The 26,070-nt window shown below is 43.2% G+C and carries 25 protein-coding genes and 1 pseudogene; 16 read left to right on the top strand and 10 right to left on the bottom strand.

Annotated elements, in window-relative coordinates:
* The first annotated feature begins 67 nt into the window (after nucleotides 1-67).
* Nucleotides 68-1,264 (top strand): DNA double-strand break repair nuclease NurA, encoded by a 1,197-nt coding sequence (locus B5D77_RS00805; protein ID WP_008201756.1) that lies wholly within the window; start codon nucleotides 68-70, stop codon nucleotides 1,262-1,264.
* A gap of 304 nt (nucleotides 1,265-1,568) precedes the next feature.
* Here B5D77_RS00805 and B5D77_RS27875 read toward each other — a convergent pair.
* The 5 genes and pseudogenes from B5D77_RS27875 to B5D77_RS00770 form a co-directional block, all read right to left on the bottom strand.
* Nucleotides 1,569-2,741: pseudogene (locus B5D77_RS27875) on the bottom strand (RNA-guided endonuclease InsQ/TnpB family protein).
* A 2-nt stretch (nucleotides 2,742-2,743) separates the two neighbouring features.
* Nucleotides 2,744-2,908, bottom strand: a complete 165-nt coding sequence (locus B5D77_RS00785) for a hypothetical protein (protein WP_254053024.1) — start codon at nucleotides 2,906-2,908, stop codon at nucleotides 2,744-2,746.
* Between the two features lie 579 nt (nucleotides 2,909-3,487).
* Nucleotides 3,488-4,300: a DUF362 domain-containing protein gene (locus B5D77_RS00780; RefSeq protein WP_008201759.1), complete on the bottom strand. Its 813-nt coding sequence runs from the start codon at nucleotides 4,298-4,300 to the stop codon at nucleotides 3,488-3,490.
* A 15-nt stretch (nucleotides 4,301-4,315) separates the two neighbouring features.
* Nucleotides 4,316-5,311: a tRNA dihydrouridine(20/20a) synthase DusA gene (gene dusA / locus B5D77_RS00775; protein ID WP_039900019.1), complete on the bottom strand. Its 996-nt coding sequence runs from the start codon at nucleotides 5,309-5,311 to the stop codon at nucleotides 4,316-4,318.
* A gap of 335 nt (nucleotides 5,312-5,646) precedes the next feature.
* Nucleotides 5,647-7,011 carry a hypothetical protein gene (locus B5D77_RS00770; protein WP_039900020.1) on the bottom strand — a complete coding sequence of 455 codons (1,365 nt, stop codon included), beginning with the start codon at nucleotides 7,009-7,011 and terminating at the stop codon, nucleotides 5,647-5,649.
* A 206-nt stretch (nucleotides 7,012-7,217) separates the two neighbouring features.
* Here B5D77_RS00770 and B5D77_RS00765 point away from each other — a divergent pair, with 206 nt between their 5' ends.
* Nucleotides 7,218-8,507 (top strand): glucose-1-phosphate adenylyltransferase, encoded by a 1,290-nt coding sequence (locus tag B5D77_RS00765; RefSeq protein ID WP_106908088.1) that lies wholly within the window; start codon nucleotides 7,218-7,220, stop codon nucleotides 8,505-8,507.
* A gap of 323 nt (nucleotides 8,508-8,830) precedes the next feature.
* On the opposite strand, the gene B5D77_RS00760 is transcribed toward B5D77_RS00765, so the two are convergent.
* Entirely contained in the window at nucleotides 8,831-10,240 is a 1,410-nt protein-coding gene (locus B5D77_RS00760) for an IS4 family transposase (protein ID WP_106909933.1), read from the bottom strand.
* Nucleotides 10,241-10,594: 354 nt separating this feature from the next.
* On the opposite strand from B5D77_RS00760, the gene B5D77_RS00755 reads away from it, so the two are divergent.
* Nucleotides 10,595-11,692 carry a patatin-like phospholipase family protein gene (locus B5D77_RS00755; protein WP_106908087.1) on the top strand — a complete coding sequence of 366 codons (1,098 nt, stop codon included), beginning with the start codon at nucleotides 10,595-10,597 and terminating at the stop codon, nucleotides 11,690-11,692.
* 166 nt (nucleotides 11,693-11,858) lie between these two features.
* Here the strand turns inward: B5D77_RS00755 and B5D77_RS00750 are convergent, their stop codons facing one another.
* The 3 genes from B5D77_RS00750 to B5D77_RS00740 are packed head-to-tail and all read right to left on the bottom strand — an operon-like array spanning nucleotide 11,859 to nucleotide 13,738.
* The gene (locus B5D77_RS00750; protein ID WP_008201776.1) at nucleotides 11,859-12,377 is read right to left on the bottom strand and encodes a TolB family protein; all 519 of its coding nucleotides are present in this window, start codon (nucleotides 12,375-12,377) and stop codon (nucleotides 11,859-11,861) included.
* The gene (locus B5D77_RS00745) at nucleotides 12,374-12,910 is read right to left on the bottom strand and encodes a TolB family protein (protein WP_008201778.1); all 537 of its coding nucleotides are present in this window, start codon (nucleotides 12,908-12,910) and stop codon (nucleotides 12,374-12,376) included. Before B5D77_RS00745 ends, B5D77_RS00750 begins: the two co-directional genes overlap by 4 nt.
* A gap of 12 nt (nucleotides 12,911-12,922) precedes the next feature.
* Entirely contained in the window at nucleotides 12,923-13,738 is an 816-nt protein-coding gene (locus tag B5D77_RS00740) for a Ycf66 family protein (protein ID WP_008201781.1), read from the bottom strand.
* A gap of 707 nt (nucleotides 13,739-14,445) precedes the next feature.
* Here B5D77_RS00740 and B5D77_RS00735 point away from each other — a divergent pair.
* From B5D77_RS00735 to B5D77_RS00680, 12 genes are all read left to right on the top strand, one after another.
* The gene (locus B5D77_RS00735; RefSeq protein ID WP_008201783.1) at nucleotides 14,446-16,131 is read left to right on the top strand and encodes an iron uptake porin; all 1,686 of its coding nucleotides are present in this window, start codon (nucleotides 14,446-14,448) and stop codon (nucleotides 16,129-16,131) included.
* Nucleotides 16,132-16,287: 156 nt separating this feature from the next.
* The gene (gene pyk, locus B5D77_RS00730; protein WP_008201785.1) at nucleotides 16,288-18,063 is read left to right on the top strand and encodes a pyruvate kinase; all 1,776 of its coding nucleotides are present in this window, start codon (nucleotides 16,288-16,290) and stop codon (nucleotides 18,061-18,063) included.
* Between the two features lie 123 nt (nucleotides 18,064-18,186).
* On the top strand, nucleotides 18,187-18,999 hold the full coding sequence (locus B5D77_RS00725; protein ID WP_106908086.1) for a HEAT repeat domain-containing protein: 813 nt from the start codon (nucleotides 18,187-18,189) through the stop codon (nucleotides 18,997-18,999).
* A 55-nt stretch (nucleotides 19,000-19,054) separates the two neighbouring features.
* The gene (locus tag B5D77_RS00720; RefSeq protein WP_008201788.1) at nucleotides 19,055-19,486 is read left to right on the top strand and encodes a DUF29 domain-containing protein; all 432 of its coding nucleotides are present in this window, start codon (nucleotides 19,055-19,057) and stop codon (nucleotides 19,484-19,486) included.
* 160 nt (nucleotides 19,487-19,646) lie between these two features.
* Nucleotides 19,647-20,270: a HEAT repeat domain-containing protein gene (locus B5D77_RS00715; protein WP_008201789.1), complete on the top strand. Its 624-nt coding sequence runs from the start codon at nucleotides 19,647-19,649 to the stop codon at nucleotides 20,268-20,270.
* A 62-nt stretch (nucleotides 20,271-20,332) separates the two neighbouring features.
* Nucleotides 20,333-21,106: an ABC transporter permease gene (locus tag B5D77_RS00710; protein ID WP_106908085.1), complete on the top strand. Its 774-nt coding sequence runs from the start codon at nucleotides 20,333-20,335 to the stop codon at nucleotides 21,104-21,106.
* Between the two features lie 227 nt (nucleotides 21,107-21,333).
* Nucleotides 21,334-22,227, top strand: a complete 894-nt coding sequence (locus B5D77_RS00705; protein WP_008201793.1) for an ABC transporter ATP-binding protein — start codon at nucleotides 21,334-21,336, stop codon at nucleotides 22,225-22,227.
* Nucleotides 22,228-22,365: 138 nt separating this feature from the next.
* Nucleotides 22,366-22,845: a hypothetical protein gene (locus B5D77_RS00700; RefSeq protein WP_008201795.1), complete on the top strand. Its 480-nt coding sequence runs from the start codon at nucleotides 22,366-22,368 to the stop codon at nucleotides 22,843-22,845.
* A 400-nt stretch (nucleotides 22,846-23,245) separates the two neighbouring features.
* Nucleotides 23,246-23,527: a DUF2470 domain-containing protein gene (locus B5D77_RS00695; RefSeq protein WP_106908084.1), complete on the top strand. Its 282-nt coding sequence runs from the start codon at nucleotides 23,246-23,248 to the stop codon at nucleotides 23,525-23,527.
* Nucleotides 23,528-23,581: 54 nt separating this feature from the next.
* Nucleotides 23,582-23,800 (top strand): hypothetical protein, encoded by a 219-nt coding sequence (locus B5D77_RS00690; RefSeq protein ID WP_106908083.1) that lies wholly within the window; start codon nucleotides 23,582-23,584, stop codon nucleotides 23,798-23,800.
* Nucleotides 23,790-24,143 carry an NINE protein gene (locus B5D77_RS00685; protein WP_106908082.1) on the top strand — a complete coding sequence of 118 codons (354 nt, stop codon included), beginning with the start codon at nucleotides 23,790-23,792 and terminating at the stop codon, nucleotides 24,141-24,143. Before B5D77_RS00690 ends, B5D77_RS00685 begins: the two co-directional genes overlap by 11 nt.
* A gap of 5 nt (nucleotides 24,144-24,148) precedes the next feature.
* Nucleotides 24,149-24,835 (top strand): helix-hairpin-helix domain-containing protein, encoded by a 687-nt coding sequence (locus B5D77_RS00680; RefSeq protein ID WP_106908081.1) that lies wholly within the window; start codon nucleotides 24,149-24,151, stop codon nucleotides 24,833-24,835.
* Between the two features lie 15 nt (nucleotides 24,836-24,850).
* Here B5D77_RS00680 and B5D77_RS00675 read toward each other — a convergent pair whose 3' ends face one another.
* Nucleotides 24,851-25,627 carry an SDR family oxidoreductase gene (locus B5D77_RS00675; RefSeq protein ID WP_106908080.1) on the bottom strand — a complete coding sequence of 259 codons (777 nt, stop codon included), beginning with the start codon at nucleotides 25,625-25,627 and terminating at the stop codon, nucleotides 24,851-24,853.
* A 148-nt stretch (nucleotides 25,628-25,775) separates the two neighbouring features.
* On the opposite strand from B5D77_RS00675, the gene B5D77_RS00670 reads away from it, so the two are divergent.
* Nucleotides 25,776-25,988: a DUF2555 domain-containing protein gene (locus B5D77_RS00670; RefSeq protein WP_002732311.1), complete on the top strand. Its 213-nt coding sequence runs from the start codon at nucleotides 25,776-25,778 to the stop codon at nucleotides 25,986-25,988.
* Nucleotides 25,989-26,070: the final 82 nt, after the last annotated feature.

Raw genomic sequence — 26,070 nt, 5'->3', positions numbered from 1 at the left:
TTGACAAAATTATCCTTAGAGACAGGAAATTGCGATAAAATCAAAAAAAGTCAGGGAGAGGACAGCTATGCTCGATCTTGCGAAATTAGCGGCAAAAATGCCAGGAATCAGTCAACATTTTCAACAGGAAGTGACAGCTAGTCGCGAGCGCGTGCAACGGGCTAAAATTCTTTTAGAACAGGCTCAACAGCAACAGGAAAAACTGCTAGAACTCTATCATAACTGGCACGATCGCCTAATTTTCTCCGTTGCACTACCGATCGAACCTCTCGACACCCGGGTTAGTATCCTTCCCGCTCCCGAAAGTCATAGCGTTTTTGCCACGGATGGTTCCCAAATTGCCCCTTCTCACCACGAAATCGCCTACTGTTATCTAATTAATATCGGTAGGATTATGTTGCACTATGGTCAAAATTTGCACCCGCTCCTCGATAGCATTCCCGAAGTCTATTACAAATCAGAAGACCTCTACATTTCTAAACAGTGGGGTATTCGCGTCGATGAGTGGATGAGTTATCGTCGCACGGTATTAGAAAGCCAAATGTTAGCAGAAATGGCTACTCGTTGGGTAAAACCCCCCGGCGCCCATTATGAACCAAATTTAGCCCTTGTGGATGGTTCTTTGATCTATTGGTTTATCGATAGTCTCCCCCCGGAAGCAAAGGATTTAATTTTGCCACCGATTTTTCAGTCTTGGGACGATTTGCGAGGGGCTAAAATCCCGCTTATAGGTTATATTAGTGCTTCTCGTAGCACGGAAGGCTTAAATTTCCTGCGTTTACAATCTTGTCCCCATGATAGTCCCAATTGCTTGATCAATTGCGGTGATTTAGACCCCGAAAAAACCCCTTGTCGCGTTGTCGATCCTCTCCGGGATGCTTCTCTCTGGGGTTATTTATTGGAACCGGGGCAAAGAAGTCCTTTTTGGCGCAGTTCTTTGAAAATACTCGATCTTTATGGGGATGAACACCGTATTTACTTCTGTTATCTCCATGTGGGGACGGAAATCGCTAGGGTAGAGGTTCCTGCTTGGGTGGTGGAGGAGGGAGAATTACTCGATCGCTCTTTAAGTATTTTACTGGCCCAGGTGTTAAAAGGTTATGGTTATCCGATCGCCTTAGCGGAAGCGCACAATTTAGCGGTGATTAAAGGTGGAGATCGCTTGCGTTTTTTTGCCCTTTTGGAACAACAGATGATTAAAGTCGGTTTACAGGATGTGGGAACATCTTATAAGGAAGCGAGAAAGCGCAGTAGTATCGCTTAATTGAGGAGTCGGTCGGCAGGAGATGGGGAGTGGTCATAGTTAGTAAAAGTATAGTCAAATATAGACAGACTGAATTCCATTTCAGAAATTCCTTTCACTTTTACTTCGAGAGATTGATTCTCCTTGGGTGAACTACGCACCTCTCTATCCCATAGCGGTTAAACGCATTTGGGAATGCTTGGCTCTCCCAGGTTTGGTGGGTAAAATGTATTCTAAGATACATTCCTCCTAGCGAGGGAGTGGAAGGAACCACAGAGACACAGAGGACACAAAGATCGATCGATCATATTGTAAGTTAAACTGATCACACAGAACCTAGAAGAGCCAATGCTTTTCGTAAAATATTGTAGGAACCCATGACATCAGATTGAACCAGAATCCCCTTATCTGTACGATATAACCCTCGTAAAATTCTTTTTCCTGAAAACACTGGCCTTTCAGTTATCTGTCCATAAACGGGGAGAGGATCGTCATTCAAAAAATTAGAAGCTGAGGTATAGTATTCTTCTTGAATAATCACTTTAATTCCCGCTAATTGACATTTATAACTAATCATCTCAATCAATCGAGCATGAGGGATGGTCACAAACTTTTGATTGTTGACTTTCCCTAAGTTTACTTCTTGTTTCCAACCGTCATTTTTCCCAATTACTAAAGTTGTTATCTCTTGGTCAACTAAGAGATTGACTAAATAACGACTAGCCTGATGAAGATAATCATCTACTTTCTGATTACGACAGCGAGTTAAACGGCAAATTCTCTGGGAACTTTGACGATTGCCTTTTAACAGAGATTGCAACTTAGCTCGACGTTGGTTATAAAATTGATTCAGGCTTTTTAACGGTCTGCCATTAATCAACAAAGGGATAAAATCTGGTTAATTTGAAGTTACAGCCATCAAATTATCTATGCCTAAATCTATCGCAGCTATCTTTTCATTAGGAGCTAAGAACTGTTCGGTTTTCTCATAAATTACCTCGATTACATAACAATCACATTTAGGAACTATTCTGACTTCTGCTATGCGCTCCTCTACTCTTGTCGGCAAGGCAATTGAAGTACCTGATAGTTTGACCAATCCTTCCCTAAGACCTACTTTGCTTATAGCTTGAATCGTGTAAACTAAGAGATTTCGTCCTTTTTTTGGCTCCTTATAGCCAGGAATTTTGGGTTTTCCCAGAAATTTATCGGGGTGACTTTTAAACTCCGATGAAGCGGCAAAAAATGATTGCCAGTTCCGGTCTAATCTTCTTAAAACTTGTTGGGAAACTTTAGCGGGTAAAGCTTGATACTGTTCTGTCTCTTTCATGAGAGAGGCCATCTGATTATAGGTCAAATAGCCATGACCATAAATGAAGTTTTGTCGGATTAAATAATTGGCTGAGTTGTAAAGATTTTTAGACTGCCAAGATAAATTATCTATCTCAGCCCAAAATCGATGTCCTTTCTTGATAATGTGTCTTTCTGCTACTAACATTATTATTCGTTGTCTTTTAACTCAGCGTCGGGTTTTGAAGGGTTGTCATCCGTTGTGATAATTGTACCAGAAGGCAATTGATAGCCTGTTAAATTCCCTTGTTTCCACCACCTCCAAGCCGTTCGATAACTTATTCCTGCTTTTTTTGCATAGTCTGATAGTTTCATGTCTATATATTACCATCCCTGACTATATCTGACTATATTTCTATTGAAACTTTACAATACTAAATCCAGTTATTGCATGAGTGCCTCTCTTGATATGTAGCCCATACTCAACGGATTTAGTATTACCTGCGATTTTATCACTCAATCCAAGCCTTTGGAGGGTTCTACCCCCCAAAGCCCTAGGGTTGATTCATTTAAATTAAGCAGGGCTTGCTGAATAATGGTAAAACCCTTTTAAAATAAGGCTTTTGACCTGTTAAAATCCGATGTTCATGCTGCGAAAATAGGATTGGGACATTCAAAAACCTTGCATTATTCTTCTTTTAGTCCACAAATTGGTACAAAAAGCAGGGCAACAAAGCCTGAAACGACCGACGACTGGCTACTGACTCCTGATACTAAATCTGGTTATTAAAAACTGATTATCTATTACCTCTTTTGCCTATTGCCTATTGCATGAGTGCCTGTCCTCATAAGTAGCCCATACTCAACGGATTTAGTATAACCTATCGCTGAAACCGTAGATTTTCTATCCGAATGCCTCGCCCTTATTTTTTCAGTAAACCCTAATTATTAACCCTAATTGGTTCCGTTTAAAAGTTGAGAACGAAGCAAATCGATCGCATCTAAATAACTTGGCATCGGTTCATCACCCAACAGGCAAGCACTGCGATCCACGCTAATCATATCATCACCCCAAAACACTTGACCGAGAGGAATAGATTTTCCTCGATCCGGTCGCCAATTGCTACTAAAATATTTGAGATTGGCGTCCACCACTGCCCCATCAAAAAGATGACCGATACAAAAATAAACATCCTGTAAAATTAGTGGTACGGAGGGGCGATGTAATTGCCCCCGCGAGTTAGGACTACGGGCTTTATAATGACTACGGGGAAAGAGTCCATAGAGATTTTTTAAAGAAGCAGAAATCAGGGGTTCATCCTTTAAATGGGTGCGTTTTAAGGTTCCAATCGTGATCCGACAATCCACTTCTTCGATAATTTTAGGGGCAAACATCGAGGAAAAACGGACAGGAAAAGGGGAAAGATTCGGATATTCTTGCTGTGGTAAACTATCAGCATCAAGAATGGTTATTCCGGGATCAATAATAGATTTTACTCCCAAAATATCGATAATTTCTCTCAAAGAAATAGCAGAACAAACTCCCTCGATCAAGATAATTTCTGCCGTGGTATTTGCCCCTCTTAATCCCCGCAAAACTTGACTTAATACCGGCAGACTAACCGTTACTGGTGGTGGCACAGGATAACCTAAATTCGGTTTAATTAAAATACGTTTAGCTGTGATAGCTGCCGGGGGAGGTTGATAAACAAAATCCGCCATAGCTGAATTTTTTACCCCGGCATTAATTGAGGATTGGGTAATCATAGAAAGGAAAATAAATCAATGGGAAACTGACAGATTAGCCAGATCATTTAGGGAATTTACCTGCTGTAAAGCTTGCCAGATTACCCCAGAATCGGCCCCAGGAAAATGGCTATTTTCACTAATATAACGCTTCCAGGCTTTAGTTCCGGGCTGACCGGCAAAAAGCTGTAAAAGATGTTTGCTGATCTGGTGTAATTTATAACCTTTACTCACCCACTCATCGATGTAGGGAAGCATTTTTTTGATTACTTCTTCCCGGGTAGGAGGAGTAACCGATTTCCCATAAAAATCTCGATCAACTGTGGCAAATAAATAGGGATTATCGTAGGCTGCCCGACCGATCATGACCGCATCTACTAATTGTAAATGTTGTCTAGCCTGTTCTAAATTAATGATACCGCCATTAATTTCAATAAACAAATGGGGAAACTGATTTTTTAGGCGATAAACATCATCATAACGTAAGGGGGGGACGGTGCGATTTTCCTTGGGACTTAATCCCTGTAACCAAGCTTTGCGTGCGTGGATGGTAAAACGTTGACAACCGGCATCTGCGACAATACGGACAAAATTGGCCATATTTTCGTAACTATCCTGATGATCAATGCCAATTCTCTGTTTTACAGTCACGGGAATCGATACAGCTTGATTCATTGCCGATATTCCCCTCGCTACTAATTCCGGGTTAGCCATCAAACAAGCTCCGAAATTGCCCTCTTTTACCCTGGAACTAGGACAACCCACATTGAGATTTACCTCGTCATAACCCATATCTTCGGCTATTTTAGCGCATTCTGCCAAAAGATAGGGATTATCACCCCCTAACTGCAAAGCGAGAGGTTTTTCTGCTAGGGAGAACCCCAGCAACTTATAGCGATCGCCGTGTTTAATCGCCATCGTCGTGATCATTTCCGTGTAGAGAAGGGGACGACGGCTAATTTGTCGCAAAAAATAGCGAAAATGGCGATCGGTATAATCCATCATCGGAGCCACACTTAAAATATTGCCCATCTTTCCCTTGATTTTCTCCTTCAGGGTAGCCATCGATCCGCTGATCGGGACATTCTCCGGGGAAACCCACAGAATAACCGGTCTTCCTCTCAAGATATTTTAAAGCCTTTTGGTAAGTAGGTAGGCGTTAAAAATTATCAGACACCACCCTGATCAAGGGGGGACTAAGGGTAGGGTTGATTCATGAATCAACCCTACTATGAATCAACCCTAGGACTAAGGGGGGATCGAACCTAAAATCTATTTTTAATTTAATTATAACCAGCTACTTAAGTTGACTATCTAAATTATTGGTTAAGACTGCACCGGAGAAAGGAGAAGGGGACTTTTTTGACTTACCTCCGTGGCATATTTGCCCCTTTAATCGTGTCGCGGATGACGATTTTTTGTTCTTTGGAATAACCGGCAAAAGAACGAGTAGCAAGTAACTCGATTTCTATTCCCGTACCCGATCGCAAGGATTCCACAGGTAAGGGTAATTGACCGATATCCAGAATAAATTGATTGCCCTCCTGTCGGACTAAATTAGCGGGCATATCTCCTTCATAGCGAGTGACAAAATCAGTTCTGGGACTGGTTTGCAGGTCGTCTGCTTGCCAACGAGTGACACGATAACGCACTTTAAATTTAGTGCCGATTAAATTCGATTGGGAAGCTTTATCTTCAAGAAAAAGCCTTAAATCAGTACCATTTCCTGTGATACCTTTTGCTTCTAATTGGGTGACATCTCGTTCAAAAACAGCATTATAAACGACAAATTCCGTAACATTATTGCGTTTTTGAGTGGTTCCCTCAATCCAGAGGTCACTGGGGACAGTTACCTTCATTTCCTTTTGATCATCGAGGGTTAAAGTAAAACGCTGATTAGCAAACCGGTTAAACTCCTGGGGCGCATTCCAAATTAAAATAAAAGAACGTTCCGATCGATCTACTAAAATCCGATATTGATCATCGATCAGGGAACCGGGGGCAAATAAAGACACTGCCCCGGTGCGAGTTTCCCAAATATTTTTAGAGAGAATATAACCCCGTTCTTTTAACTCCGCCAGGGGAACAGTTGCGCTCGGTTGATCGGCAGTTAAAGGGCGATCGATTTGAATTAAAGTTAACTGTCCTAAACGACCCTCGCGACCGTTACGACCACTATTACCCGTCGCCCCATCCAGACCATCCTGACAGCTAAATTCTCTGGTGGTACAGCTATAATTGGCATCTCCCGGCCTACCGCTGCAGGTTTGAATTGTCCAGAAAGGTTGAGAACAGCGACAACCCTTGCCCCCCTGGCCTCCTTGACCCCCAAAACCCCCGGCGCCTCCGGCCGCATTGACCGTTACTTGTCTTAAAAAATCTAAATTAGTGGCATAGAGGGTTAAAGCGCCGCCATTACCGCCATCACCACCATTACCCCCATTGCCACCGTTACCACCACCGGCGGCCTGGAGATTTCGTGTGACGTTGCTCGGTTGACCGCTACAGTTGCCATCGCTGCCATTGCCGCCATTTTCACCATTGACCCCTTTTTGTCCTGAAATATCGAGTTTTAGGGGAGAACCATCGAGAAAAAGGGTTAAACTGTCACTATTTCTGCCTTGGCCGCCAACTTTGCCAGCTTTTCCGCTTTGGCCCTGTTTACCGAAAGTTTGTACATCGGAACCTTGGGCTAACCAAGAACAGCGATCGCCCGTCACCGTGGCGGGCATTAGGTACGGTAAAGGGAGAAAAAAGGTGAATACTAATGATTTAGCCCAAAAATTCATAATTTTAGCCAATTTATCCCCAAAGATTCCCATCGATTCCCTCTTGATGACTTTTAGATCTAGATTTTTGTTTCCCCTCTATCAATAAGGTGCGCTATCATCCTACACTTACTTTGAGAAGGAAACAGCCAATCGCGAGGGTTACGCGCGTGAAAAAAGTATTAGCTATTATCTTAGGTGGCGGGGCCGGAACTCGCCTTTATCCGTTAACGAAACTGCGGGCCAAACCTGCCGTCCCCCTAGCGGGAAAATATCGCCTAATCGATATTCCCGTCAGCAATTGTATTAACTCCCAGATTGACAAAATCTATGTGTTGACGCAATTTAATTCCGCTTCTCTCAATCGTCACCTCAATCGTACCTATAATTTTACGGGTTTTAGTGATGGTTTCGTGGAAGTTTTGGCCGCTCAACAAACCATGGAAAATCCTCAATGGTTCCAAGGCACGGCCGACGCAGTACGACAGTATATTTGGACGATGAAGGATTGGGATATCGATGAATATCTGATTCTCTCGGGAGATCATCTCTATCGCATGGACTACAGCAAGTTCATCGAACGCCATCGGGAAACCAACGCCGACATCACTTTATCAGTGGTTCCCATCGATGAACGTCGGGCCTCCGCTTTTGGGGTGATGAAAATTAATGATTCGGGGCGAATTGTCGATTTTTATGAGAAACCCAAAGGGCCAGAATTGGAAAGAATGCGGGTAGATACGACGATTTTAGGCTTAAGTCCCGACCAAGCTCGCCAAAGTCCCTACATCGCTTCCATGGGAATTTATGTCTTTAAAAAGAATGTTTTAATCGATCTGCTCGATGCCAATAAAGAACAGACCGATTTCGGCAAGGAAATTATTCCCTCGGCGGCTAAAGACTACAATCTTCAGGCTTATTTATTTAAGGGTTACTGGGAAGATATCGGGACGATTGAAGCCTTTTATGAGTCTAATCTCGCCCTGACTCAACAACCCAATCCCGCCTTTAGTTTCTACGACGAAAAAGCACCCATCTATACCCGTTCTCGCTATCTGCCACCCACAAAAATGCTCAATTGTACGGTGACAGAATCGATGATTTCTGAAGGTTGTATTCTCAAAGAATCTCGCATCCATCACTCGATTTTAGGTATTCGTAGTCGAGTTGGCAAAGACTGCTCGATCGAGGATACAATGCTGATGGGAGCCGACTTTTATGAGTCTTTCCCCGAACGGGAAAGTCTGATCGGAAATGCCAAAATTCCCGTGGGTATCGGTCCCGGTTCCACTATTCGTCGGGCAATTGTGGACAAAAATGCTCGCATTGGTTCCAATGTTTTAATTGTTAACAAAGATCGTGTGGAAGAAGCTAATCGCGAAGATTTAGGTTTCTATGTTCGCAGCGGCATCGTGGTTATTTTCAAAAATGCCACTATTCCCGACGGCACGGTAATTTAATCTATCAGTTATCAGTTATCAGTTATCAGTTATCAGTTATCAGTTATCAGTTATCAGTTATCAGTTATCAGTTATCAGTTATCAGCTTTTATTTATCCGATTAATTAGCCATTTTTCTAGTTATTATCGCTTGGATATAGCCGCAGGCTGATGGCTTCAGCTAATTACCTAGACAATTCCCTTGAAACCATAAGTAGCTGGTTATAATTAAATTAAAAATGGATTTTAGGTTCGATCCCCCCTGCACCCCTTAATAAGCTATCCATTAGTCACATCTTTCTTAACATAAAATTTGACAAAAAGAGAAAAGTGTGCCAGATGGCTCAAGGGGGTTCTATGGGGGAACTAATTTGATGAGATAGTTTCCAAGTCTGGCTGATATCATGTAACCTTCGCAGTCCCAACCAAATAGTTTTAACACCTGGTTCACCGTCACCTTTTCTACCTAAAAACCCCCCAAGAGAAGCAATCATTCTGACCGCTTCTCGAAAGGAGGGCGGCTTTTCAGGTGGCGGACTCTTTTTATGAATAGTGGCACACAAAGATTGCCATTCATGTTCTTCCAAAAAACTTTCACAACTCTCCTCTCCGTGTAAGCGTGCTTGATAGGTTAACCAAAGTAATCTCCAAGCTACAATTGAATAGGTAGCTAAGGCCATCTCAATTCTCCGACCCGTTTCTAATTGCAGTTTTTCTAATCCACAACCACTTTTTAAAACAAAATGATAGCGTTCTATTAACCAGCGATAACTATACCAGCGCACACAGGTTATCGCTGATTCAAAGCTACTAATGTCTAGGCTAGTTAAGAGGAGCCAACTGATAGGATTAACTCCAGGACGCGGATTTTCTTCTTCAGCTAAAATTACCTGTAATTTGACCGGTTGACGAGGGTTCGCTTTCGAGTGATGCTTAGGTACTTGTATTTCAAAACTGGCAAATCTAACTGTTAGTTTAGCTAGTCTAGCCTCGTGATTAGGATTGCGTTTTACTTGCACATCTAGGCTACCACAGGCTTTTATTTCTCTGATGGATTGATGTAAATATTTAGTCTCTGGATGCCCTGACCTTTGCTTGTCTTCGAGATAGTTAACTTTTCGGTTATGAGTTCCTCGAATTAATAAATGAGAGTTAGGATTTCTTGACTGGGCAAATAAATCAAATATGTCTGCCTCAGAATCTCCGATTGTTACGACTTGAATTTCTTCGGGTATTTGTTGTTGTGTTTCTGACAAAGAATCTAACCATCTTTGACTTTCTTTTTCTTGAGTTTCTCTTTTTTTTCTTTGCTTGGCAATCCCTAAATTCTTTTCTTCTCTTGCCCAGACATATTGATTAATCAGTCCTAAAGGTACTCCTTGCGCTGAGACTCCTAAGGTGGTATGAACTTTGAGACCAAAGGATGTTTTACAATCTAGATAACCCATTCCTTTTTTGGCTTTTTGCGTCGTAAAGTCTAAACTTGTTGTGTCTTGCACTGCCAAAACTATTGGATGTTCTTTGATTCTTTCTACTGTACTTTTAGCTTGGGCGGCAATTATATCTGAGGGGTGAAAATAGGGGGAATTCCAAAAGTCGTAGGTGGCACTGGCGGCGGCTAGATTTCCCGAAGCTTGTGGCACACTTGTACTAGGTTGGCTGGCCAAGTTTTCTACGATACTGATTAACCTTTTCTTTCTTCTGGTGTCCCCTAGGTCTGCATACTGTAATTCTTGGGCTGCCCATTTCTCCATTTTTTTGCTTACCTCCACCTTAATTCCTTCTTTCAAAACTATACCTATCAATCGTTTCCCCTTTTTTTAAGTTTCTTCTCTTTTTGTTAAGAAAGATCTGACTAATGGATAGCTTAATAAGGGGGGTGCCGATCCCCCCTTAGTCCCCCCTTTAATCCTCCCTTAATAAGGGGGGCATCTGAAAGTTTTTAATACCTACCTACTTATCCTTTTCTAGAAGTGATAGCAAAATCTCCCGAGCAGCTCCTCTGAAAATCAGAAAAATTTCTATATTTTTGCATCCGATTTTAAGTTTATCAATTAACCTTAAATTAAAGCCCTAGGGCTTAGATAGAAGCCATTCAAAGGATATTTATGAAAGCCAAAATCGCGATCGCTTGTCAGGGAGGCGGCAGTCAAACTGCTTTTACTGCCGGTGCATTAAAAGCATTATTTGACAATAAAGTACAAGATTACTTTAATATTGTCAGTCTCAGTGGTACTTCTGGCGGTGCTATCTGTGCCTTTTTCACCTGGTATGCTCTCAAAAAAGGTGATAGCATCGTTTGGAAAAGAATGATTGATTTTTGGGAAGATAATAGTGCTCGAACTCCCCAAGAACAACTATTTAATGACTCAGCTATTAAAGCTCTAGAATTAGCCAGCAAAGGATTAATTCCCCAGTATAATCTCAGTCCTTCCTCTCCGATTACTAAAACCTTATTTTCTATAGCTACCTACGGTTTACGCAGTCGCTTTACCAACTTTGATCAGTTACTAAGAGCGCATATTGACTTTTCGGAATTAGCCACTTGGGGAGCTAAACCAGAACCACCAATTTTATTAATTGGGGCCTGTAATATCCTGACAGGAAAGTTAAGTAAATTTAGCTCGCGCCAGGAAGCAGTTAAAATTGAACATATCCTCGCTTCTGCTTGTGTTCCTAACATTTTTCCTGCTGTCACCATTGAAACTATGGCCTACTGGGATGGACTATTCTCCGATAATCCCCCCATCCGTTCTTTAATTCGCCGTGAATTTGTCGGAGTCGAAAATATTCCCGATGAAATTTGGGTAATTAAAATTAATCCCACCTCCAGAGATAAGATCCCCGTGCAATCCGATGATATTGCTGATCGCCGCAATGAATTAGAAGGCAATGTTTCCCTATTTCAAGGTCTCGATCAGATTGATTTTATCAATCAATTATTTCTTAAAGGAGCCTTTAAAGAGGAATTTTTGCGGGAGATCGCCTTAACAGAACCATTTAAAATTCCTAAATCTTTCCCAGAAGATCCCGATCAGGATTACCATATCCCGATGATCGAAATGTCGGCGGAATTAGCCGATAGTCTCAACTATGAAAGTAAACTCGATCGCTCTCCGTCCAATATTCAGCGTCTGATCGCTGACGGCGAAAAACAGGGAAAACAGTTTCTAGAACATCGACTAAAAGCTATGGGTTTAGGATAATTTTTGAGGTTTCAAAAACGGCAAAAATAAGGATTAAATAGCATGAAATCTGTCAATAGACTATTTAATTGATTATTATTCATTCTTAATTCTCCTGACGACCGGCTACTGACTACTGACTACTAACCCTAACAACAATTTTTGATTTTTACAAGAGGTCTAATAATCACTGATTTTCATTGACTAATACCCGTCCGGATAGATCGTAAATCATAATATCCCATTGCCCATTTTTTGCCACTTCAAAAGCCACTTTAGAACCATCGGCACTGATGATCGGATTGCGTACTTCCGCGAGCAGATCGGGAGCAATTTCCCTTCTCTGTTGAGTTTGTCGATCGTACAGATAAATCGCCGTTTTTCCCTGACGACTAGCAGTAAAAACGATATAACGACCATCTTCACTAATGGAAGGACTAGAAGCGATCTGATCGAGAGAATTTAGGCCGGGTAAAGGCAATAAACGGCGATCAATAGCATCAAAAAGATAGATAGCTTGGGAACCATTGCGATCGGAAGCAAAAACGAGATAGCGAGAGGCAAGATAGGGAGTTAATTCACTAGCAGCACTATTTAAACTTCTTCCCCCTCGATCGAAAGGAAAAGACAGTAAACTCGGATAACCCGCACATCCAGTTAACAAACTAATTACAGCAACAAGACTAATAAAAAAATAACGTTTCACGGTTTGGGACTTTCAACGGGACTGCCATCGGCAATATCTAACTCGATATTCGGACCGCGATCAAGAACCTCCACATCCCATTGTCCCCGACGAGCGGATTCAAAGACAAGATAACGACCATCGGGACTAAGACGAGGATTTCGTAACCAACCGCGATAATTTTGACTCAATAACTCAGAGCGATCGGTAATGCGATCATATAAAGCGATGACGGGACGACCTTCAATAATCACCACATAAGCCAGATAACGCCCCGTTTGGCTTAAACTAGGGCTATCGGTAATTTCTTGACCCGTATATAATCCCCCTAGGGTCTGGTATTGTTTTGTCTGCAAATCATAGAGCAGCATCTGATTACTACCGCGACGATTAGACAGCAAAGCCAGCCAACGACCATCACCGCTCAGGGCAGGTTTTTCGTCATTATAGCGACTATTTAGGGTTCCTGTAGAGAAACCGGGGTTATTGAGATTACAACCGCCTATAACCCCTAAAAACCAGCAGATAAACAGCAAAAAGGGAGCTTTGGTCATCGGACCTACTCCTTAATAATCAAACCTAGTCTGATTATCATTGCTCGACTCCCGTTCACTATTATCTGGTCTCTCCCAATCTTCTTGATCGCCAGCATCCCTAGGATCGATCGGTTGATAATCGACGTATTCCCCTTTAAATGGCGGATCATCGGCAATTATTGGGCGAGTACGGCGTTTTTGGCTAGTGCGGGGCGGTTTACTGCTCGTCTCTTCACTAGCGGGACGACGACGTGGACGGGGACTGGTTTCTTCCCAATCATCACCGCTAGGGCGCTGATCATAAACCTCTCGATCGCTAGTGGGGGAACTATTGCGGGGACGACGATTAGCCGTTTTGCGACTGCCGGTATCGGCTGGCCGACGGGTGCGGGTGCTGCGGGGTTCCTCGTCCTGATAACTAGAAGTACGGGAAGAGCGGGGATCATCGTAACCGCGTAAACGGGGATTATCTTCGTAACGTTCCTCCGGTTCGTAGGTGTCGAGGGGTTCCAATTCGGCCCGATATTCCCGACTCACAGGACGTTCATCGACAAAAGACGTGCCGCGGCGGGCCTGTTCCGTGGTTAAACCCCTTAATTTTACCGTCTCGAAGGCAAAAAAAACCGCTGCTCCAGTCAGCAAAAATTGTCCGAATTGCAAAATCGGATCCAGTCGCCACCCTTGAAAAAGTAGAATTAAACCGCACAGTAACCCAACGGCGGCAAAAAATATATCATGATCCCTGGAAAGTTCCGGCCGCACCGAGCGCAGGAAGTATAACCCGGCTCCGGCTACTGCCAGAAAAATTCCTAAGATACTGGCCGAATTCAGCCCAAAATTGACCATCTTTATCTCCCTTCTCGGTGCTTAAATTCAAGAATCGAGTCTTTATCTATAGCGGTTAGCCATTAGCCGTCAGCTTTCGGCAGCAATCTTGCTGTTTTTAACTTCTAGAGTCGATCTATATTCTAACCCCGAAGTCTAGCACTATATCTATCATCCTCGATTCTAACTTACTCGATCGAGCCTAGTTCACACAACTATTGTTAGGGAAGTGGGGAAGTGGGGAGACCACTTCGTGCGCGTTGCGGGGGGAAGTGGGGAGATTTTATCAGTGAACAGTGAACAGTAAACAGTGAACTGAAAACTCACATCTGATAACTGATAACTGATAACTGATAAGGCTGACATCTTAACAAAATCTTTAGAAATTACCCATTGACAGGATTGACTAAATGTGTTCTATGGGTTTCGGGCATTTTAATATGATTTCTTGCTTGAGGGCTTTTGAGCGATCGCTATTGTTGGGAAGTTAATCGCCAAAAGTCTGAAACGACCAACTTTGGGTGATGCACGTCATCGGGGACTTGTAAAGTGCGTAAGTCCTAATCTTACATAAGATTAGACAGAAATTTTTCTGTCATATCATAAAATTAACTTAACCTAGGCAAGGGGGAATTAGCATAGAATGTGAGTATAATTCAGGCTAGGTAAATAGTCTGCTTGTATCCATAGTTCATTCAATCCATAGAATAAGGTGTGAGGATTGACCCATGTCAAAACTATTCAAGAATTTAGTCAAGGTAACGCCCTTAGTGCTGGGTGCTTCCGTAGCGGCTGCTGGCAGCGCAGTGGCTCAAACTATGCCCGGTACACCTCAACTTAAAATTGATCCGGCTGCGCAACAGCAACTCGATCGCATTCAACGCGCCCAAAGTAGTCAGCAGATCAATACAGGTGTCTATCAGGGTTCCATGTCTCAGGTGACTAGCGTTAACCAACTGCGGGACGTATCTCCCACTGCTTGGGCCTACGAAGCATTAAGAAGCCTTGTGGAACGTTACGGTTGTATCGTTGGTTATCCCGACCGTACCTTCCGCGGTGATCGGGCCACGACTCGTTGGGAATTTGCCGCCGGTTTAAACGCTTGTTTAAACGTCATGGAACGTTTAATTCAAGATGGTATCGCTGTACTCAGAGAAGACATCGATAAATTAAAACGTCTTGTTAAAGAATTTGAAACCGAACTAGCGGCCTTAGGGGCTAGAGTAGATAACCTAGAACAGCGGGTTTCTTTCTTGGAAAATAATCAATTTTCTACCACCACCAAACTCAGAGGTGAGGTAATCTTCAGTGTCGCCGATAGCTGGGGTGGTGAAGCTTCCATTACCAATACCAACGGTACAGTTACTGATGGCAGCAATCAAGATCAAACCCAAACTGTGTTTAATAACCGGGTACGACTCAACTTTGAAACCAGCTTCACCGGTAAAGATATGTTAAGAACCCGTTTACAAGCGGGTAACTTTAACAGCACCTTCAACCAAAACGGTCCGGCGGGAACCAATATGACCCGTCTAGCATACGATGACGGTCGTGACAACGATGTCACCATCGATGACTTGTTCTACCGCGCTCCCATCGGTACTCCCTTCGGTAACATCACCGTTTGGGTTGGCGCTAACGGCCTGAACCTTGATGACGTTTTCCTCACTGCTAACCCCTTCCTCGCCGATAGCGGCACCGGTGCTTTATCTCGCGGTCAACGTTATAACAACATCGTCTTCCGCGGTCCTTCTGGCACGGGTGCAGGGGTTCGATTCAAGATCGGTGATGTTTTCCAAGTTACAGGGGCTTATCTGGCGGGCAGTGGTGCCTCTAATCCTAGCGAAGGAAACGGTTTGTTCAATGGTTCCTTCAGTACTGGCGCGCAGGTGGGTTTCTCCTTCATCAAATTTGCCGATATTAACTTCGTTTACGTTCACAGTTATCAAACTGCTGCCGATATTCGCTCTGGTTTATTCGGTAACGTCAGCAGCCCTCTGACGGAACGTCCCTTCGGTAACGTTGGTACTACTGCTAACCGTTTCGGTTTGCAGGGTAGCGCCCAGGTTATCCCAGGAGTCTTAAATATAGCGGCATGGGGTGGTTATGCTGATGCCTCGGCCACAGGAGTTAATGCTGCGATCGGGGATAATAACACTGGTATCTGGTCTTGGAACCTGAATCTTTCTGTCCTCGATCTCTTTGCCGAAGGTGCAGCCCTTTCCTTCGGAGGTGGTCAAGTACCCCGTTCCGACAAGGAAGATGGTACTTCCTACATGGTAGAAGCTCAGTATAAGTTCCCAGTCACCAAAAATATTCTGATTACCCCTGGTGCCTATGCGATCTTCAACGCTAACAACCGTAATAACGACACCATTTTTGTCGGTGTCCTCCGGACAACTTTCCGTTTCTAAGCTGAGTTGACGGACTCGATCAATAAGAACGGTGGGATTTGTAGATCTCACCGTTTTTTTACTTTTAACTTTTCACTGGATATAGCCATTTATGAGAAGATGATCGGAGCGTCCCAAACGCTGCTATATTTACTTCGCCTATTTAGTTGCTTATCTATGCACTCTCTGTCTTTCCCCCGTCGCACTAAAATTGTGGCCACGATTGGCCCAGCCTCGCAAAATAAGGAAACATTACGTCAGATGATCAAGGCGGGGGCGACGACATTTAGATTAAACTTTTCCCATGGCGATCACGATTACCATCGTCACAGCATTAACCTGATCCGTCAGTTAGCCTTTGAACTCAATCAACCGATTGGCATCCTTCAGGATCTACAGGGGCCAAAAATTCGTTTAGGTAAATTTGCCTGTGGGTCGATTACCCTGAAACCGGGGGAACCGTTTATCCTTACTTCTAGGGATGTGGAATGTAATCAGGAAATAAGTTCCATTAGCTATCCCTCGCTCGCCCAAGAAGTCCCAGAAGGTTCGAGAATTCTCCTCGATGATGGTAAAGTCGAAATGCGGGTGGAATCAGTGGATCGCTTGAAAGGTGATCTTTCCTGTCGCGTGGTGGTTGGGGGTGTCTTATCCAGTAATAAAGGGGTAAATTTTCCCAACGTTTATCTGTCGGTAAAAGCGTTAACCGATAAGGACAAAAAAGATTTAATGTTCGGACTGCTGTGGGATGTGGATTGGATCGCCCTCAGTTTTGTGCGTAATCCCCAAGATATACTCGAAATTAAAGAATTAATCGCCAGCGCGGGTAAATCTATCCCCGTGATCGCTAAAATTGAAAAACACGAAGCGATCGAGGAAATGGAGGCAATTTTATCCCTCTGTGATGGTGTTATGGTGGCCAGGGGAGATTTAGGAGTAGAATTACCAGCCGAAGACGTGCCAATCCTGCAAAAACGCCTGATTAATACTGCTAATCAGCTAGGCATCCCGATTATTACCGCCACTCAAATGCTTGACAGTATGGCCAGTAATCCTCGTCCCACCCGTGCCGAGGTTTCGGACGTGGCTAATGCGATTTTAGATGGCACTGATGCGGTCATGCTTTCCAATGAAACGGCTGTGGGTCATTATCCCATCGAAGCAGTTGCAACCATGGCCCGCATTGCCGAAAGGATCGAACGGGAACAGATCAATAGTGCCGCTCGCTCTAACAATAAACAATCGATTCCCAATGCTATTTCCTCGGCAGTCAGTCAAATTGCCGAACAATTGGGGGCAGCGGCAATTATTACCCTAACCAAAACTGGCTCTACTGCCCGTAATGTCTCCCGATTTCGCCCCAAAACCCCGATTTTAGCCGTTACTCCCCATCGGGAAGTGGCACAGCAGTTACAGCTAGTTTGGGGCGTAAAACCGATGTTATTGCTCGATTTACCCTCCACCAGCCAAACTTTTCAAGTGGCGATGAATCTTGCCCAGGAAAATAACCTCCTCGCAGATGGTGATTTAGTGGTGATGACGGCGGGAACTCTGCAAGGGGTGGCCGGTTCCACGGATTTAATTAAGGTGGAAGTGGTAAAATCCCTTTTGGGCAAGGGTACAGGTATCGGCCAGGGTGTGGCCAGTGGCCGGGCGCGAGTGGCCCATAATGCCCGGGAAGTGGGTAGTTTTAGTAACGGGGAGATTTTAGTCGTTCCCACCACCAGCGCCGAATATGTGGATATGATGCGGAAAGCTGGCGGAATTATCACCGAAGATACCGCGATGAACAATCACGCCGCTACTATCGGTTTAAAATTGGGTATTCCTGTGATTGTCGGGGTTAAAAATGCCACGAAAATTATCCGCGAAGGGGTGATCATTAGTCTCGATGCTCAACGGGGTTTGATTTATTCCGGTATTGGCAAGGGTGCGGCAACTATGAAAAACTGAGTCGGTTATCAGTATTCTCCGAGTCAGTATTCAGGAGTCAGGAGATTATTTTTATTTATTCTCCCCACTCCCTGCTCCCCACTTCATAATTCATAATTCCCCAACACCCATTTTCACTTGTCTATGAGCGATTCTTACTCTCCTCCAGTCGATAATCCGGCCTATACTGTTGAACAAGCGATCGCTAATATCCAGCAAAGAGAAGACCTAGGCGCGCGTTATTATGCCGCTTGGTGGTTGGGTAGATTTCGTGTTCGTCAACCAGAGGCGATTTCGGCGTTAATTGCCGCTTTAGAGGACGAAAGCGATCGCACTCCCGATGGCGGTTATCCCCTGCGACGCAATGCCGCCAGCGCTTTAGGGAAATTAGATGATCTCAGTTGTCTTCCCGCTTTGATTGCCTGTCTCGACTGCGAAGATTATTATGTGCGCGAATCGGCTGCCCAGGCATTGGAAATGCTTCAGGATCGAAGCGCGATCGCACCTTTAAAGAAACTATTAGAGGGTGGCATCGAAGGGGCTGTTTTAGTGGCGGGAAAACCCCATTTAGTCCAACCCTACGAGGCGATTATCGAAGCCTTGGGAACCCTGCAAGCGACGGAAGCAATTCCCCTGATTGAACCGTTTTTAAAGCATTTCGTCGAAAAAGTGCGTTATGCGGCTGCCCGCGCCCTCTATCAACTCACGACTAACCCCCACTATGGCGATATTCTGATTAATGCCTTGCAAGGGGAAGAATTACAGCTGCGTCGTTCTGCTTTAATGGATTTAGGCGCTACGGGTTATCTGCCGGCTGCCCCTGCGATCGCTAATACTTTGGCGGAAAATAGTCTGAAACTGGTTGCTCTCAAGGAACTTTTAGAAAACCATCTAAAAACCAATTCTAGCGGCGAAAATATCTCCGAAATTCTCACTTTAATGGATAGTTTATTGTAATTAATCATTGGTTATTTTGTATCTAAATTAAAACCGATGCAATCCAGAGGTTTTTATGCTAATTCAAACTGATTATGTCGGCTGGCTGAACGAGACAATCACTCTGTTAAGACAAAAAAACTTTGATAAAGTTGACTGGGAAAACTTGATCGAGGAGATAGAAAGTTTGGGCAGAAGTCAAAAACGTGAACTCCGCAACCGGTTAACCACCATCTTAGAACACTGCCTCAAACTTTGCTATACTGATTACGTTGAGGATTATCGAGGTTGGCAAGAAACTATTAGGCGCAGTCAACGGGAACTAGAAGAACTTTTGAGGGATTCTCCTAGTTTAAAACCCTACTGGGATCAAGTATTTTTAGATTGCTATGCCACGGCTTTAAAAAGCTTGCGAGATAACCCCGATTATCAATCCTTTAACTTTCCCAATGATTGTCCTTTTCCCCAAGAAATTAATCAGATTTTACAGAAAAAAGTTTGGCGATAAAATTATCTTTAAGAGTTTGTTGGCGGTGTTAGGAGACAGGAGTTAGGAGTCAGGAGATTATTTTTATTTATTCTTCCCACTTCATAATTTATAATTTATAATTTATAATTCATAATTCCCACACCCCAACGCCTAACCTCATCCCCTCTACTAATAACCAATGCTTCCCACCGTTGAGACTTTAATTATTGCCGTCGAAAAAGCCGACTCAGCCAATGAGTTACTAACCGCCGTGGAAAACTTAGCCGCCGCCAAAAGTGAAGCGGCAATACCCACCCTCACCGATGTGCTGAGATATAATAACCCCGGTGCCTCCGTGGCAGCCGTGGATGGTTTAATCGCCATTGGCAAAGCGGCGGTTCCCTATTTACTAGCCAACCTAGACGGTTATAATTATGGGGCGAGAGCTTGGGCAACCCGCGCCCTAGGGGGAATTGGCGATGTGCGAGGATTGGACTTATTGCTTGAGGCGGCGGTGAGTGATTTTTCCTTTAGCGTGCGGCGAGGAGCGGCTAGAGGCTTAGGAAATATAATTTGGTCTGATTTGGAGGAAAGTCGGGTTTCTGAGGCTCAGAAGGCTGTTTTTGCGGCACTGGAGAAACTTTCGCAAGGGGATCCAGAGTGGGTGGTTAGATATGCGGCGATCGTCGGATTAGAGGGATTAGGAACTGCGGCGGCGGCATTTCGCGGGGCGATTCGGGAACTTTTAGGACAGATTCGGGAGACAGAAACGGACATAGTGGTAGGATTGCGTGCCGATCAAGCTCTGGAACACTTACAATAAGCCTAAGTCGAAAGTAGGAAAACTTATTTCTCTACAGGGAGAAACAATTACACTAACATTCTATGAAATATTGGCAGGAAATTTTAGCGATCGCTCAACGAATTTTAGTAGAATTAATCCGACGCGGGCGTAGCTTAATCCTCTGGGGCATTTTCCCGATCCTTGTCCTGCTCTTAAATGGCTATATTATGGCAGAAAAAGGCAAAATTGAGCTTGACGAGGCGATGGCTCTGGCTACTCCTCCCACCCTCGTCGGGGCGGCACTTTTCTTTAGTTGTTTAGGGGGAACCGTGGCAACGGTAGTAGCAGAAAGGGAACAACAAACGATTAAACGGTTATTTTTATCGCCTTTAAGCGGTGTTTCCTATTTTATTGGCATTTTTCTCGCCCATTGTGCGATTGCCGCCTGTCAGACAATTTTAGTTTATTCTATTGCTAAACAGTATGGAGCCACTTTTAAAGGCTCAATTCCTCTAGAATTATTAATTATTTTTCTTAGTATCACCGCCTATGTGGGTTTAGGATTTATCCTTGGTACTCAACTGGCGAAAAGAACGGAAGATGTTAATGCCTTGGTGGGAACTTTTGGTGTTCCTTTATTAATTTTAGGCGGCGTTTTTCTTCCGACTGCTTTATTCCCCGACAATATTCTATCTCTGGCTAAATATAACCCGATCTACCACATGAATGAAGCTTTAATTGCTGTTTGGGCAAAGGGCAAAAATCTACAAGATATTAGCTCTCATTTTCGCTTTCTCTGTCTTTTTGCTCTAGCTATGGTAGCAGGTGGTTGGCTTACCTATCGACAAATGTTAAACCTTGAACGCCGACTGTAAATCAGTTATCAGTTATCAGTGATCAGTTATCAGTTAGGTAGGGTGGGTTAGGCGGAGACAAATTATCAGACTTAATCATTAATTTATCTATTCGCCGTAACCCACCATCAGTTATTCAGCTTCCTATTTTTCAGTATAATTAGCCAATTTCCCTGTTATTCTTACTATTACCTAGCTGACGGATGATGGCTTAAAAAATCCTGACTATCCTCGTTACTTTATTTAAAATGCTGACTATTAGTAATGTCAAAAAAAATTACGGAAGACGCTTAGTATTAGATCAATTAAACTTTCATATTGAAGCGGGGGAAATTTACGGTTTACTCGGTCCCAATGGTGCGGGAAAAACCACCACTATTAACTTAATTTGTAATTTATTAAAACCCTCATCGGGAGAAATTACCTTTAATTATTTGCCAATTTCTAGAGTTACTAAAGAATTAATTGGGGTTGCCCCACAAGAAAATTTATTGTACAAATCCCTTACTTGTGAGGAAAATCTCAACTTTTTTGCTCAGATTTATGGACTCGATCGCCCCCAGCGTCGTCATCGGATTAAAGCCAGTTTATCGGCAGTAAATTTGCTTGATCGCGCCCGTAGTCCGGTGGAAACTTTAAGCGGTGGAATGCAGCGCCGGATGAATATTGCCGTGGCTATTGTTCATCAGCCAAAATTATTAATTCTCGATGAACCAACTACTGGTTTAGACATCGAATCTCGCTATGAAATTTGGGATTTAATCGGAGAATTACGGCGACAGGGAATGACAATTTTATTAACTACTCATCTCCTCGATGAAGCACAGCGTCTCTGTCAACGTATCGGGATTTTAAAACAAGGTCGTATTATTGCCGAAGGTAATTTAAATCAGCTGCGTCAGCACATTCCTGCGAAAGAAATTATTATCATGGATACCCAGGATCAAGAAGCGGCAATAAATCGAGGTAAACAATTAGGATTTACTGCCAAATTTTACGGTAAAGATTTAGCTTTTTGGTTAGATGAACATCTAGAATTAAGCGATATTATTCGGGCATTTGACGGCATTAATATTGATTCTATCTCCCGTCAGACGGTACAGTTAGAACATATTTATATGGAAATTATGAATCAATTTTAACCCCGTTTTTGAAAATTAAGGTTGATGATCGGCATTTTTCTGGTAATTTACCTCAATTAAGTTAAATCGCCTTTTTTTACCGTCATGATCATCTATAATTTTTAGATGTGTTCTATCTATTAATTGGAGACAAAATCAATGATGAAATTAACCTCTATCACTGGGTTATTGAGTCTATCGGCGGTATTATTAAGCTCACATCTACCGGCAGCGGCGCAAAATTGTCGGCCACTTTCTTTATTAGGGGGTGAAGGTAGTGAAGTTACGAAAAGCGTCTCACAACCCACTGTTCCAGGTCCTTTCGGTGTCACGATAACTCGTAATAATTGGAATACCGATTGGGCAGTTCCGGGGGGTAGAAGTTTTCAGAGGTTTATCGTTACGGTTTCTGTTCCCCGGGCTGCCTCCTTTGATATCCGGCTGTTTCTCAAGTATAGCGATCAAACTAACGAGGAATTTTTTAATACTAATGGAGTACGAATCGAACCCGATAAACCCTTAACAATTACTGCCACAGTACGGGCAAATGATCAACCTTTTTTAGTCAATCTTTTTGTCAATGGTATTCAGCACATCGGTAATACCTACACCGCTTCTGTTGTTGGTTGTGAACGATAAAATATATAGGGTGTGCTGAAAAAGTTTTGTCGGGGGCAGGGTGTGGGGTTTGAAGCTAAGAGGCATTTTAACCGCTTATCCGATTAGCTGAATCTCTCCCAATCCCTTTACTGTTGCCTCTTGTCTCATCTCAACAGGCAATTTAAATGCGCGGACAGCCCCAGACTGTACTTTCTACCCCGATTGACCTTAAGTGGGACAATTAGATCAATGCACAATTAAGGATTTTTGTCAAGAAAATAATATTAAACTTATTATTGATGTCTGCCATGGCCACGCCCAAATTATCTGGCAATGAGCGATTAAATACGCTACCCTAACTAATATCCCCCCATTGGCCTCGATTTAGAACTGGCTTTAATCCGTCCCCACCTTATTATCGATTTTTTTCGGGAATATTATGTCTGAAACTATCACTCCCACCATTAGCGATCGCATCTGTAAACACATGAACAAAGATCACGGTGATGCCGTGCTTTTCTACGCTCAAGTTTACGGTAATATTACCGATGCAGAAACGGCTCAAATGCTCTCCATCGATCCCCAAGGCATGGATTTAGCCGTAGAAAAATTAGGGGAGAGTCAAACAATTAGAATACCTTTTGAGCGCACCCTAGAATCAGCCAAGGATGCCCATAATATCCTCGTTGAGATGCTAAAAGTTAATCAAACTACCCCTTGACAAAGCCCGATTTTGCGACTATCACCGAAAAAGACCAACCTAGAGAATTAGCCCATGAATCAGGTTAACAGTACGGGAATAAAAATACCCAAGTCTGGCTGGCGTTTACTGCCTTTTTTAGTCTTGGGTGTGCTAGTTTTTGCCTTTAATTCCTCCCTAGAATTAAATTATCTAGTCAAGGGTTATATTACTCTCTTGGAATTACAGGCAGGCATCGTGGTTTTATACTTTCTTTTGGCTAAATTAGGGAAATCTAAAAATTATGAGAAATAGAACTATAGCGGCTTTACTAGCCTTTTTTCTCGGTTATCTTGGCATCCATAAATTTTATCTAGGGGAAAATTTGGCTGGTGTTCTCTATCTACTTTTCTTCTGGACTTTGATCCCCGGCATCATTGCTTTTTTTGAATTTATTGGTTTAATCATCATGTCAGATCAAGCTTTTGATGCTAAATACAATCCTAACTATCTCGCCAACAGTACAGAGCGAAGACTGCCAGAATCAGGCCAGCAAAAAACCGCTACTTTACTCCAGCTTAAAAAACTTTACGATCAGGGAATTATTACTGCTGAAGAATACGAAGAAAAACGCAGAAAATATTTAGATTCTCTTTAAAAAATATGTCTAATCTCTCTCCTCGCCCTCCCGAATCTTCCGAGTGGATCTGGCTATCTTTAGTCCCAGTTTTTGGGGGGATTGCCATTGCTAATGCTGGCAAAAAAACTAATAACCAAAGTTGGTTATCCGTCGGCATTGCCTTGACAATTATCTCCCTTATTTTCCTTACACAAGAGGCTTTTATCGTAATTTGGTTTGCCCAAATCGGCCTGGGTTTATACATCCGTCAACAGCTTAATTCCCATCCAATAGCTTCGGCAAATAGAACCGATTCTAGACAGTCATCCTCTCCTCTTGAAAAAATTGATATTAACAGCTGTTCTACCAACGATCTGGTTCATAAATTAGGGCTGCCGATTGTCTATGCCAATGATATCGTTTCTGTCCGTAATGAAGGACATATTTTTACCCATTTAGAAGAATTACACTTCCTGGCTGGTTTACCGGAAAATTATCTCAAAAAACTGGAACCTTTGATTATCTTTGCCTACGATATTCGCCAAGAAGTTGACGTTTCTTGGCATTGTTTAAATTACCACTCTGTTGAGGAATTAGTCAATCTCGGTCTTGACTTTTCCGTGGCCGATAAAATTATCGCCGAAAGAGAAAAAAACGGTGTCTATCGTTCGGCCATCGAAGTGAGAAACCGGACAGGTATTCCCTTAAAATCCTATCAGCAATTGCTCTAATTAGCTTGATTCTAGTTATGGCTTGAATTGCTTTTCTATCAAAGACACGATCCAACTTCTAGGTAAAAAACGGGGCAGATTGACGATAATTTTATTAGCCAATTTACCTGCTACCACGTTGGGGCGTTTGTTGGCCAAGGCAGTTAAAGCCTCTTGTACCACCACTTCCGCCGAATCTAACCGGCCGTTTTTGCCCATAAAAGCCCTGGGAAATCGGGCCACCTCAAAAAAATTCGATTCCGTCGGACCGGGGCAAAGAGCGAGGATTTCAACGCCTTTGTCTTTATTTTCTGCCCAGAGAGACTCGCTAAAGCTGAGGACAAAGGCTTTTGTCGCCGCATAGACGGAAAGATAGGGCAGCGGTTGAAACCCAGCAATGGAAGCAACATTGATAATTGCCCCCCCAGCACCAGCAAGCATGGGACGGAGAAAATAGTGGCTTAATTCCACCAATACCAGATTATTTAACTGGATCATTTCTAACTGTCGGGCTAAATCCTGCTCGCTAAAAGCACCATAACCACCAAAACCGGCATTATTTACCAGTAAATCAACGTTGATTCCTTTTTGGTTCACCGTATCATATACTAGCTTTCCCGCTCCAGCAACGGTCAGATCTTGGACGATAACCGTCACTTTTACCCCGTATTGTTCCCCCAATTCCGCTGCTAATTGTTCTAGTTTATCCCTAGATCTAGCGACTAAAATTAGCTCCATTTGCCGTTGGGCAAGTTGACGGGCAAAGACGACACCGATACCGGTGGAAGCACCGGTAATGAGGGCTGTTTTCATAGAAGATCAACCAAAAATAGCTTTTTTGCTGGAATTGTACCACAATTACCCTTCCATTTACAGTTCTTAACTTGGCGGTCAAGGCATTTTTTCAACTCAGAATATATGTTAGGCTAGAAATAGAACAAAGGTCGAGGGAGGTGCAGAAATGACAGTTATAAGCTTCACTGATCAAGATATTGCCAAATATACCGCCGCTGATATTGCTTCTTTGGCCGAACGACTAGAAAAAGATGAGTATAGTAACCCCTTCGAGGCTTTGCGGGATTGGCACCTGTTGCGAGCGATCGCTTTTCAAAGGCAGGAATTAGCCGAACCTTATCTTTATCTGTTGGATCTAGAAGCCTACGATGAGGCTTAAAGTGGCTTCGTTAAACAAAACTTAACACAAATTACTGGGGGTGTGAGACTAGCACACCCATTATTTTTGATTATGGTATTCT

It is taken from the genome of Microcystis sp. MC19 (assembly GCF_003019735.1).
In the GTDB taxonomy this organism is placed as follows: Bacteria; Cyanobacteriota; Cyanobacteriia; order Cyanobacteriales; family Microcystaceae; genus Microcystis.
Note: the sequence above shows the minus strand (reverse complement) of the source record. Positions and strands in the feature narration are given on the sequence as shown.

Bases quoted from the DNA above. Each gene is read 5' to 3' on its own strand.
- B5D77_RS00805 (WP_008201756.1), top strand. From the start codon at position 68: ATGCTCGATCTTGCGAAATTAGCGGCAAAAATGCCAGGAATCAGTCAA.
- B5D77_RS00785 (WP_254053024.1), bottom strand. From the start codon at position 2,908: ATGAAACTATCAGACTATGCAAAAAAAGCAGGAATAAGTTATCGAACG.
- B5D77_RS00780 (WP_008201759.1), bottom strand. From the start codon at position 4,300: ATGATTACCCAATCCTCAATTAATGCCGGGGTAAAAAATTCAGCTATG.
- dusA (WP_039900019.1), bottom strand. From the start codon at position 5,311: ATGGGCAATATTTTAAGTGTGGCTCCGATGATGGATTATACCGATCGC.
- B5D77_RS00770 (WP_039900020.1), bottom strand. From the start codon at position 7,011: ATGCCCGCCACGGTGACGGGCGATCGCTGTTCTTGGTTAGCCCAAGGT.
- B5D77_RS00760 (WP_106909933.1), bottom strand. From the start codon at position 10,240: ATGGAGAAATGGGCAGCCCAAGAATTACAGTATGCAGACCTAGGGGAC.
- B5D77_RS00755 (WP_106908087.1), top strand. From the start codon at position 10,595: ATGAAAGCCAAAATCGCGATCGCTTGTCAGGGAGGCGGCAGTCAAACT.
- B5D77_RS00745 (WP_008201778.1), bottom strand. From the start codon at position 12,910: ATGACCAAAGCTCCCTTTTTGCTGTTTATCTGCTGGTTTTTAGGGGTT.
- B5D77_RS00740 (WP_008201781.1), bottom strand. From the start codon at position 13,738: ATGGTCAATTTTGGGCTGAATTCGGCCAGTATCTTAGGAATTTTTCTG.
- B5D77_RS00735 (WP_008201783.1), top strand. From the start codon at position 14,446: ATGTCAAAACTATTCAAGAATTTAGTCAAGGTAACGCCCTTAGTGCTG.
- pyk (WP_008201785.1), top strand. From the start codon at position 16,288: ATGCACTCTCTGTCTTTCCCCCGTCGCACTAAAATTGTGGCCACGATT.
- B5D77_RS00725 (WP_106908086.1), top strand. From the start codon at position 18,187: ATGAGCGATTCTTACTCTCCTCCAGTCGATAATCCGGCCTATACTGTT.
- B5D77_RS00720 (WP_008201788.1), top strand. From the start codon at position 19,055: ATGCTAATTCAAACTGATTATGTCGGCTGGCTGAACGAGACAATCACT.
- B5D77_RS00715 (WP_008201789.1), top strand. From the start codon at position 19,647: ATGCTTCCCACCGTTGAGACTTTAATTATTGCCGTCGAAAAAGCCGAC.
- B5D77_RS00710 (WP_106908085.1), top strand. From the start codon at position 20,333: ATGAAATATTGGCAGGAAATTTTAGCGATCGCTCAACGAATTTTAGTA.
- B5D77_RS00705 (WP_008201793.1), top strand. From the start codon at position 21,334: ATGCTGACTATTAGTAATGTCAAAAAAAATTACGGAAGACGCTTAGTA.
- B5D77_RS00700 (WP_008201795.1), top strand. From the start codon at position 22,366: ATGATGAAATTAACCTCTATCACTGGGTTATTGAGTCTATCGGCGGTA.
- B5D77_RS00695 (WP_106908084.1), top strand. From the start codon at position 23,246: ATGTCTGAAACTATCACTCCCACCATTAGCGATCGCATCTGTAAACAC.
- B5D77_RS00690 (WP_106908083.1), top strand. From the start codon at position 23,582: ATGAATCAGGTTAACAGTACGGGAATAAAAATACCCAAGTCTGGCTGG.
- B5D77_RS00685 (WP_106908082.1), top strand. From the start codon at position 23,790: ATGAGAAATAGAACTATAGCGGCTTTACTAGCCTTTTTTCTCGGTTAT.
- B5D77_RS00680 (WP_106908081.1), top strand. From the start codon at position 24,149: ATGTCTAATCTCTCTCCTCGCCCTCCCGAATCTTCCGAGTGGATCTGG.
- B5D77_RS00675 (WP_106908080.1), bottom strand. From the start codon at position 25,627: ATGAAAACAGCCCTCATTACCGGTGCTTCCACCGGTATCGGTGTCGTC.
- B5D77_RS00670 (WP_002732311.1), top strand. From the start codon at position 25,776: ATGACAGTTATAAGCTTCACTGATCAAGATATTGCCAAATATACCGCC.